The 14,572-nt window shown below is 61.7% G+C and carries 13 protein-coding genes; 6 read left to right on the forward strand and 7 right to left on the reverse strand.

The window, feature by feature from the left end; all coding sequences use genetic code 11:
• Nucleotides 1-55: 55 nt before the first annotated feature.
• The 6 genes from ACLBW8_RS07290 to bioB form a co-directional block, all read right to left on the reverse strand.
• Nucleotides 56-337: a hypothetical protein gene (locus ACLBW8_RS07290; protein ID WP_053258342.1), complete on the reverse strand. Its 282-nt coding sequence runs from the start codon at nt 335-337 to the stop codon at nt 56-58.
• 106 nt (nt 338-443) lie between these two features.
• Complete coding sequence (gene bioD, locus ACLBW8_RS07295; protein ID WP_064454417.1) at nt 444-1,124, reverse strand: dethiobiotin synthase; 681 nt, start codon at nt 1,122-1,124, stop codon at nt 444-446.
• Entirely contained in the window at nt 1,121-1,933 is an 813-nt protein-coding gene (bioC, locus tag ACLBW8_RS07300) for a malonyl-ACP O-methyltransferase BioC (RefSeq protein ID WP_128589035.1), read from the reverse strand. The genes bioD and bioC overlap by 4 nt, the downstream gene beginning before the upstream one ends.
• Nucleotides 1,926-2,657 carry an alpha/beta fold hydrolase gene (locus tag ACLBW8_RS07305; protein ID WP_262666407.1) on the reverse strand — a complete coding sequence of 244 codons (732 nt, stop codon included), beginning with the start codon at nt 2,655-2,657 and terminating at the stop codon, nt 1,926-1,928. The genes bioC and ACLBW8_RS07305 overlap by 8 nt, the downstream gene beginning before the upstream one ends.
• On the reverse strand, nt 2,650-3,831 hold the full coding sequence (bioF, locus tag ACLBW8_RS07310; protein WP_447805050.1) for an 8-amino-7-oxononanoate synthase: 1,182 nt from the start codon (nt 3,829-3,831) through the stop codon (nt 2,650-2,652). Before bioF ends, ACLBW8_RS07305 begins: the two co-directional genes overlap by 8 nt.
• Before the next feature lie 144 nt (nt 3,832-3,975).
• Nucleotides 3,976-5,031, reverse strand: a complete 1,056-nt coding sequence (bioB, locus tag ACLBW8_RS07315; protein WP_064454421.1) for a biotin synthase BioB — start codon at nt 5,029-5,031, stop codon at nt 3,976-3,978.
• 92 nt (nt 5,032-5,123) lie between these two features.
• Here bioB and ACLBW8_RS07320 point away from each other — a divergent pair, with 92 nt between their 5' ends.
• From ACLBW8_RS07320 to rarD, 5 genes are all read left to right on the forward strand, one after another.
• A complete protein-coding gene (locus tag ACLBW8_RS07320) occupies nt 5,124-5,861 on the forward strand; it encodes a phosphoribosyltransferase family protein (protein WP_447805051.1) in 738 nt (245 codons plus the stop codon).
• Between the two features lie 57 nt (nt 5,862-5,918).
• On the forward strand, nt 5,919-6,683 hold the full coding sequence (locus ACLBW8_RS07325; RefSeq protein ID WP_447805052.1) for a TOBE domain-containing protein: 765 nt from the start codon (nt 5,919-5,921) through the stop codon (nt 6,681-6,683).
• Between the two features lie 90 nt (nt 6,684-6,773).
• Nucleotides 6,774-8,672: a PhoX family protein gene (locus ACLBW8_RS07330; RefSeq protein ID WP_447805053.1), complete on the forward strand. Its 1,899-nt coding sequence runs from the start codon at nt 6,774-6,776 to the stop codon at nt 8,670-8,672.
• Between the two features lie 434 nt (nt 8,673-9,106).
• Entirely contained in the window at nt 9,107-10,081 is a 975-nt protein-coding gene (locus ACLBW8_RS07335) for a serine/threonine protein kinase (protein WP_015886213.1), read from the forward strand.
• Between the two features lie 177 nt (nt 10,082-10,258).
• The gene (gene rarD / locus ACLBW8_RS07340) at nt 10,259-11,143 is read left to right on the forward strand and encodes an EamA family transporter RarD (RefSeq protein ID WP_064454425.1); all 885 of its coding nucleotides are present in this window, start codon (nt 10,259-10,261) and stop codon (nt 11,141-11,143) included.
• Between the two features lie 222 nt (nt 11,144-11,365).
• Here rarD and ACLBW8_RS07345 read toward each other — a convergent pair whose 3' ends face one another.
• Nucleotides 11,366-11,878: a glycine cleavage system protein R gene (locus ACLBW8_RS07345; protein ID WP_064454426.1), complete on the reverse strand. Its 513-nt coding sequence runs from the start codon at nt 11,876-11,878 to the stop codon at nt 11,366-11,368.
• A gap of 386 nt (nt 11,879-12,264) precedes the next feature.
• On the opposite strand from ACLBW8_RS07345, the gene ACLBW8_RS07350 reads away from it, so the two are divergent.
• Nucleotides 12,265-14,442, forward strand: coding sequence for a malate synthase G (locus ACLBW8_RS07350; RefSeq protein ID WP_447805054.1), 2,178 nt, complete (start codon nt 12,265-12,267; stop codon nt 14,440-14,442).
• The last annotated feature ends 130 nt before the right edge of the window (nt 14,443-14,572 follow it).

Below are 14,572 nucleotides of genomic sequence, written 5' to 3' on the forward strand. Positions count from 1 at the left end.
TGCCATTGCAGGCAAGCCGGCTCCCACAGAAAGCGAGAGCCCGCGTATGAGGGCGTTAAGCGTAGGTGTCGATCAAGGTGCCGAGCATTTCATTCGAAGCCTTGGCAACTTTGGCGCCCAGCTCCACTTGAAACTTGCCCTGGGCCATTTCGACCATATTGCTCGCCGAGTTGGACGGCTGGGCGCGATCGTTGGCTTGCAAACGGTCGCTTTGGGCGTCGGAGGGCTGGGTCGTCGCGGCGCTGGCAATGTTGCCGGCGGCCTGGTCGACGCGGTTCTGCCCGGCCTGAATAGTGCTCAGCCCCGAATAAAACGCGCTGCTTCCAGAGATTTCCATGGCGTAAGCCTGCCTTTAGAGAATCGTGAACCTGAATTGAAGCAGACATCCTGGCAAAACGCCCGTCAAAAACACTAATGGCATAATGCCTTAGCGATAGCCAAAATCAGTCAAGCAAGTCCAATTCCAGGTACTCGGCCACGGCTTCGGCACTGGCCTGCTTGAGTTTCGGCACGCGGCCCAGGCATGGCGCGGGCAATCGTTCAGCCAGGGTAGCGAGGTTCTCTTCCAGACGAGAGGTCTTGGGGTCGATGATATTCGCCACCCAGCCAGCCAACGGCAAACCGTCCCGCGCAATGGCTTCAGCGGTCAGCAAGGCATGGCTGATACAGCCCAGGCGCACGCCCACCACCAGGATCACCGGTAACTTGAGCGCCATGGCCAGGTCCGACAGGTTGTCCTGATCGGCCAGCGGCACGCGCCAGCCGCCCGCACCTTCAATCAGGGTGAAATCTGCCTGCCGCGCCAGTATTTGCTGCATCGGTTTCAAGAGCGATTGCACCGTCAAGGCAACGCCCGCTTCGCGCGCCGCCAGGTGAGGCGCGATAGCCGGCTCGAACGCCACCGGGTTGACTTCGGCATAGCTCAGCGGCAACGAACACTCAGCCAGCAGCGCCAAAGCGTCGGCATTGCGCAGCCCTTTGGGCGTCACCTGACAGCCAGAGGCCACCGGTTTTCCGGCAGCGGTACTTTTTCCCGCGAGCCGTGCGGCATGCAGCAGGCCGGCGGCGATGGTGGTCTTGCCGACATCAGTGTCGGTGCCCGTGATGAAGTAAGCGGCGCTCATAGAGGTTTCTCCAGTACGGCATACACCACTTGATACGTGGCGGGCAGGCCCTGGGCCTGACGGAACTGCTCGTAAGCGTCCACCAGTGCAACAATCCGCGCGCGCCCCGTCAAGCCTCCCGGACGACCCGGGTTGAGGTTATGCGCGCCCAACGCTTTGAGTTCGTGGGTGAGGCTGCGCACATCCGGGTAGTGCAACACATGGGGCCGGCGCTCCAGGCTCACCACCCGCAAGCCGCTGGCGGCGCACAGCTGTTGATAAGCTTCAAAGGTGCGGAAGCGGTTGACGTGCACCCACCCATCCGCCGCACGCCAGCTTTCGCGCAACTCATCCAGGGTGCCCACGCACAGGCTCGCGAATGCCAGCACGCCACCAGGGTGCAGCACGCGGCGGGCCTCGCTGAGCACAGCGTCGAAATTCGCACACCATTGCACCGCCAGGCTGGAGAAGATCAACCCGCAACTGTCCGCCTGCAAAGGCAGGCGTTCGGCGTCCCCGGCGATGAAATGCTCGGCGCCGCCCAATGGCCGCGCGTGGTTGAGCATGCCCTCGGCAATATCCAGCGCGACACCCTGGCTGCCAGGCAATCGTTCGCCCAACACGCGGCTGAAAAACCCTGTGCCACAGCCCAGGTCCAGCCAGCGTTGCGGCGCGCTGCCCGCCGGCAAGCGAGCCAGCAGTTCAGTCCCCACCGCGCGCTGCAACTCGGCCACGCTGTCATAGCTGGCCGCCGCACGGGAAAACGACGCCGCCACCTGGCGCTTGTCCGGCAAGGCACCCGGCAGTGAGGGGTGGGATAAATCAGTCATCAACGCACTCATGCAAAAAAGCCTGAATGGCCCCCGCTACACCGTGAGGGTCCTCCAGAAGAAAAGCGTGACCGGCCTGTTCAATCAGGCCGATTTCAACATCAGGCAGCAGGGCCAGCAGATCGCTGGCGGCTTCGGCGGGCACCAGGCCATCCAGGCCGCCAAACAGGTGCAGTTGCGGGCCGCGATAGGCCTGCAAGGCCGCACGGGTATCCAGTTGGGCGAGCAGCTCCAGGCCCGGCATCAGCACATTGGAAGGCGTATTCGGTGCCCCGCTGACCAACAAGCGCGATAGCCCGCGGGGGTCTTCGGCACCCTTGGCGCACAGCAGGCCGAAGCGTTTGAGGGTGACCTGGGAATCGGCGTGGCAACCGGCGAGGAACGCATCGAAGGTTTCGGCGGGCATCGCGTTGGGCCAACTTTCATGAGCGACAAAACTCGGGTTGCTCGCCAACGTCAGCAGGCCGCAGCAACGCTCGCCACGCCGCGCCGCCAACTCGGAGGCGAGCATGCCGCCCAGGGACCAGCCGCCCAGCCAGGCGTTGTCCGGCAGTGTGGCGTCGAGTTCGTCGAGCCATTCATCCAGATCACTCGAAGCCAGCGTCGGCAATGGCTCAATGTGCACGTGCAGGTGTTCGTCGAGGCCGCGCAAGGCGGCGGCCAAAGGCTCCAGCGGTGAAACGCCGAGGCCCCAGCCAGGCAGCAATATCAGCCGATCACGCATGGTCGGGCTCCGTGATGTTTAACAACCGGAAACACTCTTCCAATCCGCTTAACAATAGCTGCACCTGCGCCTCGCTGTGGGCCGCCGTCAATGTCACGCGCAGTCGGGCACTGCCGGCTGGCACGGTAGGCGGGCGAATAGCAGTCACCATCAGGCCGCGCTCGCGCAACATCTGTGACAGGCGCATGGCCTTGGCGCTGTCGCCGATCATGATCGGCTGGATCGGCGTAAAGCTGTCCATCAATGCCAGGCCGATCTGCTCGGCGCCCCGGCGGAACTGGCGGATCAGGTTATTGAGGTGCTCGCGTCGCCACTGTTCGGTGCGCAGCAGCTCGAGGCTCTTCAAGGTTGCACAGGCCAATGCCGGCGGTTGGCTGGTGGTGTAGATATACGGCCGGGAGAACTGGATCAGGCTCTCGATCAGCTCTTCGCTGCCCGCCACAAACGCCCCGGCGGTACCAAACGCTTTGCCCAGGGTGCCGACCAGCACCGGCACGTCCTCCTGGCTCAGGCCGAAATGCTCGACGATCCCGCCACCCTTTGCGCCCAACGGGCCAAAACCATGGGCGTCGTCCACCATCAACCAGGCGCCTTTGGCCTTGGTTTCACGGGCCAACGCTGGCAGGTCAGCCAGGTCGCCGTCCATGCTGAATACCCCATCGGTGACCACCAGCGTATTGCCGGTCGCCTTCTCCAGCCGTTTGGCCAGGCTGTCGGCGTCGTTATGCAGATAGCGGTTGAATCGCGCCCCGGACAACAACCCTGCATCCAGCAGCGACGCGTGGTTGAGCCGGTCCTCGAGCACCGTATCGCCCTGCCCCACCAACGCGGTGACCGCACCGAGGTTGGCCATGTAGCCAGTGGTAAACAGCAGTGCACGCGGGCGACCGGTCAGGTCGGCGAGGGCTTCTTCCAGTTCGTGGTGCGGCGTGGCATGGCCCACCACCAAGTGCGAAGCGCCACCGCCCACGCCCCAACGGGACGCACCGGCGCGCCAGGCTTCGATCACTTGCGGGTGATTGGCCAGGCCCAGGTAATCGTTATTGCAGAACGCCAACAGCGGTTGGCCGTCCACCACCACTTGCGGGCCTTGGGGGCTGCCTAGCAAGGGACGTTGACGGTAAAGGTGTTCGGCACGGCGGGCAGCGAGACGCGCGGCGAGATCAAAAGACATGCAGGCCTCGGTAGATCAGGTGGAACTCGGTCAAAAATGTGGGAGCGGGCTTGCTCGCGAAGGCGGTGTATCAGCCACTGCATCTATCAACTGACCGATCGCCTTCGCGAGCAAGCCCGCTCCCACATTTGGAGTGCATTTCAATCAAACAACAGCGTTATAAAACTGCTCGCTGCTCTTTTGCTCAACCAACGCCTGCTCAATCGCCGCCTGATGCACTTCATCCGCGTGCTCTTCACGCGCTTCCGGCAGGATGCCCAGGCGCGCGAACAGTTGCATGTCCTTGTCTGCCTGCGGGTTGGCGGTGGTCAGCAACTTGTCGCCGTAGAAGATCGAATTGGCACCGGCGAAAAACGCCAGGGCCTGCATCTGCTCGTTCATCGCCTCACGACCGGCCGACAGGCGCACATGGGACTGCGGCATCAGGATGCGCGCCACCGCCAGCATGCGGATGAAGTCGAACGGGTCGATGTCTTCGGCGTTTTCCAGCGGCGTACCGGCCACCTTCACCAGCATATTGATCGGCACCGACTCCGGATGCTCCGGCAGGTTGGCCAACTGGATCAGCAGGTTGGCGCGGTCGTCGAGGGACTCGCCCATGCCGAGGATGCCGCCCGAGCAGATCTTCATCCCGGAATCGCGCACATAAGCCAGGGTTTGCAGGCGCTCGCCGTAGGTGCGGGTGGTGATGATGCTGCCGTAGAACTCGGGCGAGGTGTCGAGGTTGTGGTTGTAGTAGTCGAGGCCGGCCTGGGCCAGGGCTTCAGTCTGGTCCTGGTCGAGACGACCGAGGGTCATACAGGTTTCCAGGCCCATGGCCTTCACGCCTTTGACCATTTCAAGCACGTACGGCATGTCTTTGGCCGACGGGTGTTTCCAGGCGGCGCCCATGCAGAAGCGGGTCGAACCGATGGCCTTGGCGCGAGCGGCCTCTTCGAGGACCTTCTGCACCTCCATCAGCTTTTCTTTTTCCAGGCCGGTGTTGTAGTGGCCCGACTGCGGACAATATTTGCAATCTTCCGGGCAGGCGCCGGTTTTGATCGACAGCAAGGTCGACACCTGCACACGGTTGGCGTCGAAATGCGCGCGGTGCACGGTCTGCGCCTGGAACAACAGGTCATTGAAGGGCTGTACAAACAGCGCTTTGACTTCGGCTAAGGACCAATCGTGACGCAGGGTGGCAGTGGTGCTGGCGCTCATGGGCGATTCCTTGATTATGCTTGGGCTTTCGCTGTGGGAAGGGCAATACCCACAGGCACGACACGGATGCTCGGCATATTTAAGGAAGATTCATGCACTGTCAACCCGAACACAAACACAAGGTTTACATATGGTTAAAAAACAACCAGCACTGTTTAATCTGCGATGAAGCCACAGAATCCAGCGATTGCGTGTGCAACGTCTGCGAAATCGAACTGCCGTGGCTAATGGAGCACTGCGAAGTGTGTGCGCTGCCGCTGCCAATGGATGGATTGGTGTGCGGCCAATGTCAGAAGCAACCACCGGCCTTTAAACGGGTGATTGCGCCCTGGACCTACAGTTTCCCTGTCGACACACTCATCAGCCGCTTCAAACACCAGTCGCGCTGGCCGCTCGGCCATCTGCTCGCGCGTTTATTGGGGCACCACCTGCAACACCGCTTCGACAACGCCGAACTCGCCCGGCCCGACTGCCTGCTGGCGGTGCCCATGGCGCGCAAACGCCTGCGCCAACGGGGTTTTAATCAGGCGTTGATGCTGGCCCGCTGGCTCAGCGAAGACCTCGACCTCCCCCACGATGAACAGGTGTTGTTACGCCCCCATGAAACCGTCGCGCAACAAGCCCTGGACGCCAGGACCCGTAAACGCAACCTGCTCACGGCGTTTTCACTGGCACCTGGCGCCGACGTGCAAGGCCGCCACCTGGCGCTGGTGGACGACGTACTCACCACCGGCGCTACGGCCCACAGCGTGGCCCGGCTGTTGATGGAAGCCGGTGCGCGCCAGGTCGACATCTACTGCCTGGCACGCACGCCAAAACCCGGCACATGACTTGACTCCCGTGCGCCACGCCTGCAACGTCCGCTGACCTTATCCAAGCGTGCCCACATGTCTCTACCGACCTCCCTCAGCCAACACATCATCCGCCGTCCCCAGCGTATCGCCCTGCTGGCGCACATCGCCGAGCAGGGTTCGATCACCCGCGCGGCCAAAAGCGCCGGTTTGAGCTACAAGGCCGCCTGGGACGCCATCGATGAACTGAATAACCTGGCGCAAAAACCACTGGTCGAACGCAGCGTCGGCGGCAAGGGCGGCGGCGGCGCCAAGCTGACGGCCGAAGGTGAGCGCGTGTTGCGCCTCTATCAGCGCCTGCAAGTGCTGCAGGCGCAGGTGCTCGGTTCGGACGAAGATGCCAGCGACTTCAACCTGCTGGGCCGCTTGATGCTGCGCACCAGCGCGCGCAACCAACTGCACGGCCAGGTCAGCAGCATTGAGAGCCACGGCCGCAATGACGTGATCCGCCTGCAACTGTCCGGCGGCCTGAGCCTGAAGGCGCAGATCACCCACGACAGCACGCAGCGGCTGGAACTTGAAATCGGCACAGAAGTGGTGGCCTTGATCAAGGCCGGTTGGCTGGAATTGCTCGCCACCGAGCAAACTGCAACACCTGGACACAATTGCATGAGCGGTGTCATCGAGACGGTTTTCGCCGCCGATGACGGCCCCAGCGAGGTGCGTATCGCCCTGCCCAATGGCCAGGTTTTGTGCGCCCTGGCGCAGCCGGCCGCGCTCAGGGGATTGAGCGCCGCCGAAGGCCAACCGATCCAGGTGCAGTTCTCGCCCAGCAACGTATTGCTCGGCACGCCGGTGTAACGGGCGGGCGTGCTGCGCTCGCCTTCAAACTGCAACAATTTCGTCACGACTGCTCCTTAAGGTGTCTGCAAAAACCGCAGGGAGCCTGAAATGAGCTTATTAGAAGAAAACCAAGCCACTGACCTCGAACAGATGGTCGGCCTCACCCGCCGTCGTTTTATCGGCGCCGGCGCCCTGTGCGGTGCCGCGATGTTCCTGGGTGGCAACCTGTTGACCCGCAGCGCATTGGCCGTGAATGCCGCGACCGCCAGCCCATTGTTGGGCTTTACCAGCATCGCCGCCGCCACCAGCGACGCCATCACCTTGCCGCCCGGCTACACCGCCTCGGTATTGATCAGTTGGGGCCAGCCGCTGCACAAGAATGGCCCGGCCTTTGACCCGTCCGGCAACGGCAGCGCCAAGGCCCAGGAGCAGCAATTCGGTGACAACAACGACGGCATGAGCCTGTTCGCCTTCCCTGGCGACGACAACCGCGCACTCATGGCGATCAACAACGAATACACCAACTATCGCTACCTCTACGCCCACGGCGGTGCGCCGCAGTCTGCCGAAGACGTGCGCAAGGCCCAGGCCAGCGAAGGCGTGTCGGTCATCGAGGTACGGCGCAAGGGCGACACTTGGCAGTTCGTCCAGGACTCGCGCTACAACCGACGCATCCACGGCAACTCGCCCATTCGCTTGAGCGGACCGGCCGCAGGGCATGAATGGCTGAAAACCAGCGCCGACAAAACCGGCAAAAACGTGCTCGGTACCTTTCAGAACTGCGCCAACGGCAAGACGCCGTGGGGCACTTATCTGACGTGCGAAGAGAACTTCACCGACTGCTTCGGCAGCAGCAACCCTCAACAAACCTTCGACGCCGGGCAAAAGCGCTACGGCGTGGTGGCCACCAGTAAAGAGATCAACTGGCACCCGCACGACCCGCGTTTTGACATGGCCAAGAACCCCAATGAACTCAACCGGCATGGTTGGGTGGTGGAGATCGACCCGTTCGACCCGAAGTCCACGCCGGTCAAGCGCACCGCCCTGGGTCGCTTCAAGCACGAGAACGCCGCGCTGGCAGAAACCCGCGACGGGCGTGCCGTGGTGTACATGGGCGACGACGAACGCGGTGAGTTCATCTACAAATTTGTCAGCCGCGATCCGATCAATCATCACAACCCGAAAGCCAACAAGGACCTGCTCGACCACGGCACGTTATACGTGGCCATTTTCGACGCTGGCGACGGCAATGCCGATCATCCCAAGGGCAAAGGCGAATGGGTCGAGTTGACCCACGGCAAAAACGGCATCGACGCCAGCAGCGGTTTCGCCAGCCAGGCCGAAGTGCTGATCCATGCACGCCTGGCCGCCAGTGTGGTGAAAGCCACCCGCATGGACCGCCCGGAATGGATCGTGGTCAGTCCCACCGATGGCCAGGTTTACTGCACGCTCACCAACAACGCCAAGCGCGGCGAAGATGGCCAGCCCGTGGGCGGGCCCAACCCGCGCGAGAAAAATGTCTACGGCCAGATCCTGCGCTGGAAAGCCGATGCCGATAACCACGGCGCCCCGACCTTTACCTGGGACCTGTTTGTGGTGGCCGGCAACCCGGGTGTGCATGCCGGCACACCCAAAGGCGGCTCGGCCAACATTAACCCGCAAAACATGTTCAACAGCCCCGACGGCCTGGGTTTCGACAAGGCCGGGCGCCTGTGGATTCTGACCGACGGTGACTACAGCAACGCGGGCGACTTCGCGGGCATGGGCAATAACCAGATGCTGTGTGCCGACCCGACGACCGGCGAAATTCGCCGTTTCATGGTCGGGCCGGTGGCGTGTGAGGTCACGGGGATCAGCTTTTCGCCGGATCAGAAGACGCTGTTCGTGGGGATTCAGCACCCAGGGGAAACCGGCGGTTCGACCTGGCCGCAGCATCTGCCCAACGGTAAACCGCGCTCGTCAGTGATGGCGATTCGGCGGGATGACGGTGGGGTTGTCGGCGCCTGACAGGGCCTCATCGCGGGCAAGCCCGCTCCCACAATTGATCGAGTTTCACCTTTGGAATGCGGTCGAATGTGGGAGCGGGCTTGCCCGCGAAGGCGTCCGCACAGCCACCCCCTATCTCCCGCAATTGATCAAGTTTCACCTTTGGAATGCGGTCGAGTGGCTTGCCCGCGAAGGCGCCCGCACAGCCACCCCCTCTCTCCCGCAATTGATCAAGTTTCACCTTTGGAATGCGGTCGAATGTGGGAGCGGGCCCGCGAAGGCGTCCGCACAGCCACCCCTATCTCCCGCAATTGATCAAGTTTCACCTTTGGAATGCGGTCGAATGTGGGAGCGGGCTTGCCCGCGAAGGCGTCCGCACAGCCACCACCTATCTATGCGCGGGTGCGTTACCATACCGAGCCGGACGCGGCGCCCTGCTGCGCGCAGGAGTTCGCATGGCCCATCCGTTTGAAACACTCACCCCCGACCTGGTACTCGACGCTGTCGAAAGTATCGGCTTTCTCAGCGATGCTCGCGTTCTGGCGCTCAACAGCTACGAAAACCGTGTGTATCAGGTGGGCATCGAAGACTCCGAACCGCTGATCGCCAAGTTCTACCGGCCCCAGCGCTGGACCAATGAAGCGATCCTCGAAGAACACCGCTTCACCTTCGAACTGGCCGAGTGCGATGTGCCGGTGGTCGCCCCCATGATCCATAACGGAGAAAGCCTGTTCGAGCACGCCGGTTTTCGCTTCACCCTGTTTCCACGCCGTGGTGGCCGTGCGCCGGAGCCGGGTAATCTCGATCAGCTTTATCGCCTTGGGCAGTTGCTCGGCCGTTTGCATGCGGTGGGCTCCACCCGCCCGTTCGAACACCGCGAAGCCCTTGGCGTGAAGAACTTCGGCCACGATTCCCTCAACACGTTGCTGGAAGGCAATTTCATTCCCAAGAGCCTGCTGCCGGCGTACGAGTCCGTGGCCCGCGACCTGCTCAAGCGTGTGGAAGAGGTGTACAAGGCCACGCCGCACAAGAACATCCGCATGCACGGCGATTGCCACCCCGGCAACATGATGTGCCGCGATGAGATGTTCCATATCGTCGACCTCGATGACTGCCGCATGGGCCCGGCCGTCCAGGACCTTTGGATGATGCTCGCAGGGGACCGTCAGGAATGCCTGGGCCAGCTGTCGGAATTGATGGACGGCTATCAGGAATTCCACGACTTCGACCCGCGCGAACTGGCACTCATCGAACCGCTGCGCGCCTTGCGCCTGATGCACTACAGCGCCTGGCTGGCACGGCGCTGGGATGACCCGGCATTTCCTCACAGCTTCCCGTGGTTCGGCAGCGAGCGGTATTGGGGTGATCAGGTGCTGGCGTTGCGTGAGCAGCTGTCGGCCCTCAATGAAGAACCGCTGAAACTGTTCTGACCCTGACGCTGCTTCTTGTGGGAGCTGGCTTGCCGGCGATGCAAACAACTCGGTGCATCAGTAGCACCAAGGTGATGTCATCACCGGCAAGCCAGTTCCCACAGAAAAGCCAATCCCACCGGCGGACAAAAATCCTTACAATCGCGCTTTGATAGCTGCCTAAGCAAGGATTCTGCAATGCAAGCCGCCAACCCCCGCAAGGGGTACATCCTGGGCCTGAGTGCCTATGTCATCTGGGGTCTGTTCCCGCTCTATTTCAAAGCCATCGCCAGTGTTCCCGCCGCAGAGATCATCGTGCACCGCGTGTTGTGGTCCGCGCTGTTCGGCGGTTTGCTGTTAATGGTGTGGAAACACCCGGGCTGGTTCCGTGAACTGCGCGACAACCCCAGGCGCCTGGCCATTCTGGCACTCAGCGGCTCGTTGATTGCGGCTAACTGGCTGACCTATGTGTGGTCGGTGAACAGCGGGCGCATGCTGGAAGCGAGCCTCGGTTATTACATAAACCCGTTGGTGAATGTGCTGCTGGGCATGCTGATCCTCGGCGAACGCCTGCGGCGCTTGCAGTGGATGGCCGTCGGGCTGGCAGCGGTAGGTGTGGCGCAACAGGTGTGGCAAGTCGGCAGTTTGCCGTGGGTGTCGCTGGTGCTGGCGCTGACCTTTGGCTTTTACGGCTTGATCCGCAAGCAGGCGCCGGTCAAGGCGCTGCCGGGGCTGGTGGTGGAAACCTGGATGCTGGTGCCGATTGCCGTGGCCTGGTTGCTGTTCAACCCGTCGGCCCACAGTGCACAGCTTGAATTTTGGAGCACCTCCGAAGCCTGGTGGCTGGTGGCCGCAGGCCCGGTGACGCTGATCCCGCTGGTGTGTTTCAACGCCGCCGCACGGCATTTGCCCTACACCGCGCTGGGTTTTTTGCAGTACGTGGCGCCGACGCTGGTGCTGCTCGAAGCGGTGCTGTTGTTCGGTGAACACCTGGCACCGAGCACGCTGATTGCCTTCGCCTTCATCTGGGCCGGCCTGGTGGTCTACAGCCTGGATGCCTGGCTGACCGTGCGCAAACGCTGATCAAATAACGTACAAACCTCTGCAAGCCACAGCGCGCTTGGCTTGCAGATATCCACCCCAAGGTTATCCACAACCTGATCCCCGCCATTTGTGCACAAGCCGTTGAAACTGCTCGTTTTTTGCTCAGCCGACGAAGAACCCCGGCGCACGTGGCCTGGCGCCGGGTCTCTACAGGTTATCCACAGGCCCATGCAAGATTTCCATGCATAACCCTGTGGGCCGTTATTCCTCGCTGCGCAGTTCCACCATCAAGTCATCCGCCAAGGTTTCCAGGGATTCCTGCAGCGTCTCCAGGGACATCGTTGAGGGCACCCGCAACAGGGCCTCGGCGTTGAATAGCGGATCACCACTCATGGGGGCCGGACGCACATCGGTGCTCAAGCGCTCCAGGTTGACGCCCTGCCGGCTCAACAGCGCGGTAATCTCGCGCACAATCCCCGACCGATCATTGCCCACCAGCGTCATCAGGATCGGCTTGGAGTCCGACGCCTGCCCGGTACTGCCCTCGCCCACCAGCACACGAATGCCATGTGTGGATAAATCCTCCAGCGCGTTCACCAGGTCCTGACGGCTTTGCGTAGGAACGCTTACCCGCAGGATCCCGGCAAATTGCCCAGCCATGTGGGCCATTCGGCTTTCCAGCCAGTTGCCACCGTGAGCGGCGATGTTCTGCGCGATGCGTTCAACCAAGCCGGGTTTGTCGGCGGCGATAATAGTGAGTACAAGATGGTCCATGGCGAAGCCCTCTGAATTCAACTTACAAGGTGGACGCAGGCGCCCTCGAAAACAAATCGTGTACCATTTTTATATTTATCTGGAACAATCCAATAGTTTTTTGAGAACATCCCGTTATCCGCTGTGACCGCATGACCAAAATGGGTCGCTAAACGACGTATTTAGTCTAATTTTCACAACCGCAAGTCATCATGTAGTATGCCCAATCGCGCACTACATAACGTTAGGTCGATGTCTGCCAAGGCCCCCAAGTACCGCGTCAACCCTCTCGCCCAGCCGCCTGCACGGCATGTACTGGGAATGGGTTCGTGGTTTAAATGGCCAGAGGCTTCATTGGTAAATTGAAAAGCTGAAAAGCGCATTAGCTCCGCAGAGTGAGGCAAGCAATGACTGAACACGTTCAAGTCGGTGGCCTGCAGGTCGCCAAAGTCCTGTTCGACTTCGTGAATAACGAAGCCATTCCCGGTACCGGCATCACTGCCGACCAGTTCTGGGCCGGCGCCGACAAGGTCATCCACGACCTGGCACCGAAGAACAAAGCCCTACTCGCCAAACGCGACGATTTCCAAGCGCGGATCGATACCTGGCACCAGACCCACGCCGGCCAGGCCCACGACCCGGTGGCCTACAAAGCCTTCCTGCAAGACATCGGATACCTGCTGCCAGAAGCCGCAGACTTCCAGGCCTCGACCCAAAACGTCGATGACGAAATCGCCCGCATGGCCGGCCCACAGCTGGTTGTGCCGGTGATGAACGCCCGTTTCGCCCTCAACGCCTCAAATGCGCGCTGGGGCTCGCTGTATGACGCGCTGTATGGCACCGATGCCATCAGCGAAGCCGACGGCGCCGAAAAGGGCAAGGGTTACAACAAAGTGCGCGGCGACAAGGTGATTGCCTTCGCCCGTGCCTTCCTCGACGAAGCCGCGCCGCTCGCTGCCGGCAGCCACGTCGACTCCACCGCTTACAAAATCGTTGATGGCAAGCTGGTCGTCGGCCTCAAGGGCGGCAGCAACAGCGGCCTGCGCGACGATGCCCAGTTGATCGGTTTCCAGGGCCCGGCGACCGAGCCGACTGCGATCCTGCTGAAGCACAATGGCCTGCACTTCGAAATCCAGATCGACGCCAGCGCCCCGGTCGGCCAGACCGACGCCGCCGGCGTCAAAGACGTGCTGATGGAAGCTGCGCTGACCACCATCATGGACTGCGAAGACTCCGTCGCCGCTGTTGATGCCGATGACAAAGTGGTGATCTACCGCAACTGGCTCGGCCTGATGAAAGGCGACCTGGCCGAAGAAGTGGCCAAGGGCGGCAAGACTTTCACCCGCACCATGAACGCCGACCGTGTCTACACCGGCGTGGATGGCCAGGACGTGACCTTGCACGGCCGCTCGCTGCTGTTCGTGCGCAACGTTGGCCACTTGATGACCATCGACGCGATCCTCGACAAAGATGGCAACGAAGTGCCGGAAGGCATCCTCGACGGCCTGCTCACCAGCCTCGCGGCCATCCACAGCCTCAACGGCAACAGCAGCCGCAAGAACAGCCGCACCGGTTCGGTGTACATCGTGAAGCCGAAGATGCATGGCCCTGAAGAAGCGGCGTTCACCAACGAGCTGTTCGGCCGCATCGAAGACGTGCTGAACCTGCCGCGCAACACGCTAAAAGTCGGGATCATGGACGAAGAGCGCCGCACCACGGTCAACCTCAAGGCCTGCATCAAGGCGGCCAGCGAGCGTGTGGTGTTTATCAACACCGGCTTCCTCGACCGCACCGGCGACGAGATCCACACTTCCATGGAAGCCGGCGCGATGGTGCGCAAGGCCGCCATGAAGGCGGAAAAATGGATCGGTGCCTACGAGAACTGGAACGTCGATATCGGCCTGAGCACCGGCCTGCAAGGGCGTGCGCAGATCGGTAAAGGCATGTGGGCAATGCCCGACTTGATGGCGGCGATGCTCGAACAGAAAATCGCTCACCCGCTCGCCGGCGCCAACACGGCCTGGGTGCCATCGCCAACGGCGGCTGCACTGCACGCGCTGCACTATCACAAGGTGGACGTGTTCGCGCGCCAGGCCGAACTGGCCAAGCGCGAGCGCGCGTCGCTGGACGATATCCTGACCATTCCTCTGGCCAGCAATACCGATTGGTCCGACGAAGAAATCCGTAATGAGTTGGACAACAACGCCCAGGGCATCCTTGGCTATGTGGTGCGTTGGATCGATCAGGGCGTGGGCTGTTCGAAAGTGCCGGACATCAACGACGTCGGCCTGATGGAAGACCGCGCTACGCTGCGTATCTCCAGCCAGCACATCGCCAACTGGCTGCGCCACGGCGTTGTCAACGAAGCCCAAGTGATGGAAAGCCTCAAGCGCATGGCGCCGGTGGTAGACCGTCAGAATGCCGGTGACGCGCTGTATCGCCCACTGTCCCCGGACTTCGACAGCAACATCGCCTTCCAGGCGGCGGTGGAACTGGTGATTGAAGGGACCAAGCAACCCAATGGTTATACCGAGCCGGTGTTGCACCGTCGGCGTCGTGAGTTCAAGGCCAAGAACGGCTTGTAAATGAAAAGGCCCTGATCGCGAGATCAGGGCCTTTTCATTGGGTAGTGTGGTGGTCGCACTGGCGTTTTCGCGAGCAAGCCCGCTCCCACACTCGACCGCATTTCTACAGGAAGCATACGGCCAAATGTGG

Source organism: Pseudomonas sp. M5A4_2d, assembly GCF_053345295.1.

Coding starts and splice junctions, on each gene's coding strand:
- ACLBW8_RS07350 (WP_447805054.1), top strand. CDS start 12,265: ATGACTGAACACGTTCAAGTCGGTGGCCTGCAGGTCGCCAAAGTCCTG.
- ACLBW8_RS07305 (WP_262666407.1), bottom strand. CDS start 2,657: ATGCGTGATCGGCTGATATTGCTGCCTGGCTGGGGCCTCGGCGTTTCA.
- rarD (WP_064454425.1), top strand. CDS start 10,259: ATGCAAGCCGCCAACCCCCGCAAGGGGTACATCCTGGGCCTGAGTGCC.
- ACLBW8_RS07335 (WP_015886213.1), top strand. CDS start 9,107: ATGGCCCATCCGTTTGAAACACTCACCCCCGACCTGGTACTCGACGCT.
- bioB (WP_064454421.1), bottom strand. CDS start 5,031: ATGAGCGCCAGCACCACTGCCACCCTGCGTCACGATTGGTCCTTAGCC.
- bioC (WP_128589035.1), bottom strand. CDS start 1,933: ATGACTGATTTATCCCACCCCTCACTGCCGGGTGCCTTGCCGGACAAG.
- bioF (WP_447805050.1), bottom strand. CDS start 3,831: ATGTCTTTTGATCTCGCCGCGCGTCTCGCTGCCCGCCGTGCCGAACAC.
- ACLBW8_RS07320 (WP_447805051.1), top strand. CDS start 5,124: ATGCACTGTCAACCCGAACACAAACACAAGGTTTACATATGGTTAAAA.
- ACLBW8_RS07345 (WP_064454426.1), bottom strand. CDS start 11,878: ATGGACCATCTTGTACTCACTATTATCGCCGCCGACAAACCCGGCTTG.
- bioD (WP_064454417.1), bottom strand. CDS start 1,124: ATGAGCGCCGCTTACTTCATCACGGGCACCGACACTGATGTCGGCAAG.
- ACLBW8_RS07330 (WP_447805053.1), top strand. CDS start 6,774: ATGAGCTTATTAGAAGAAAACCAAGCCACTGACCTCGAACAGATGGTC.
- ACLBW8_RS07325 (WP_447805052.1), top strand. CDS start 5,919: ATGTCTCTACCGACCTCCCTCAGCCAACACATCATCCGCCGTCCCCAG.
- ACLBW8_RS07290 (WP_053258342.1), bottom strand. CDS start 337: ATGGAAATCTCTGGAAGCAGCGCGTTTTATTCGGGGCTGAGCACTATT.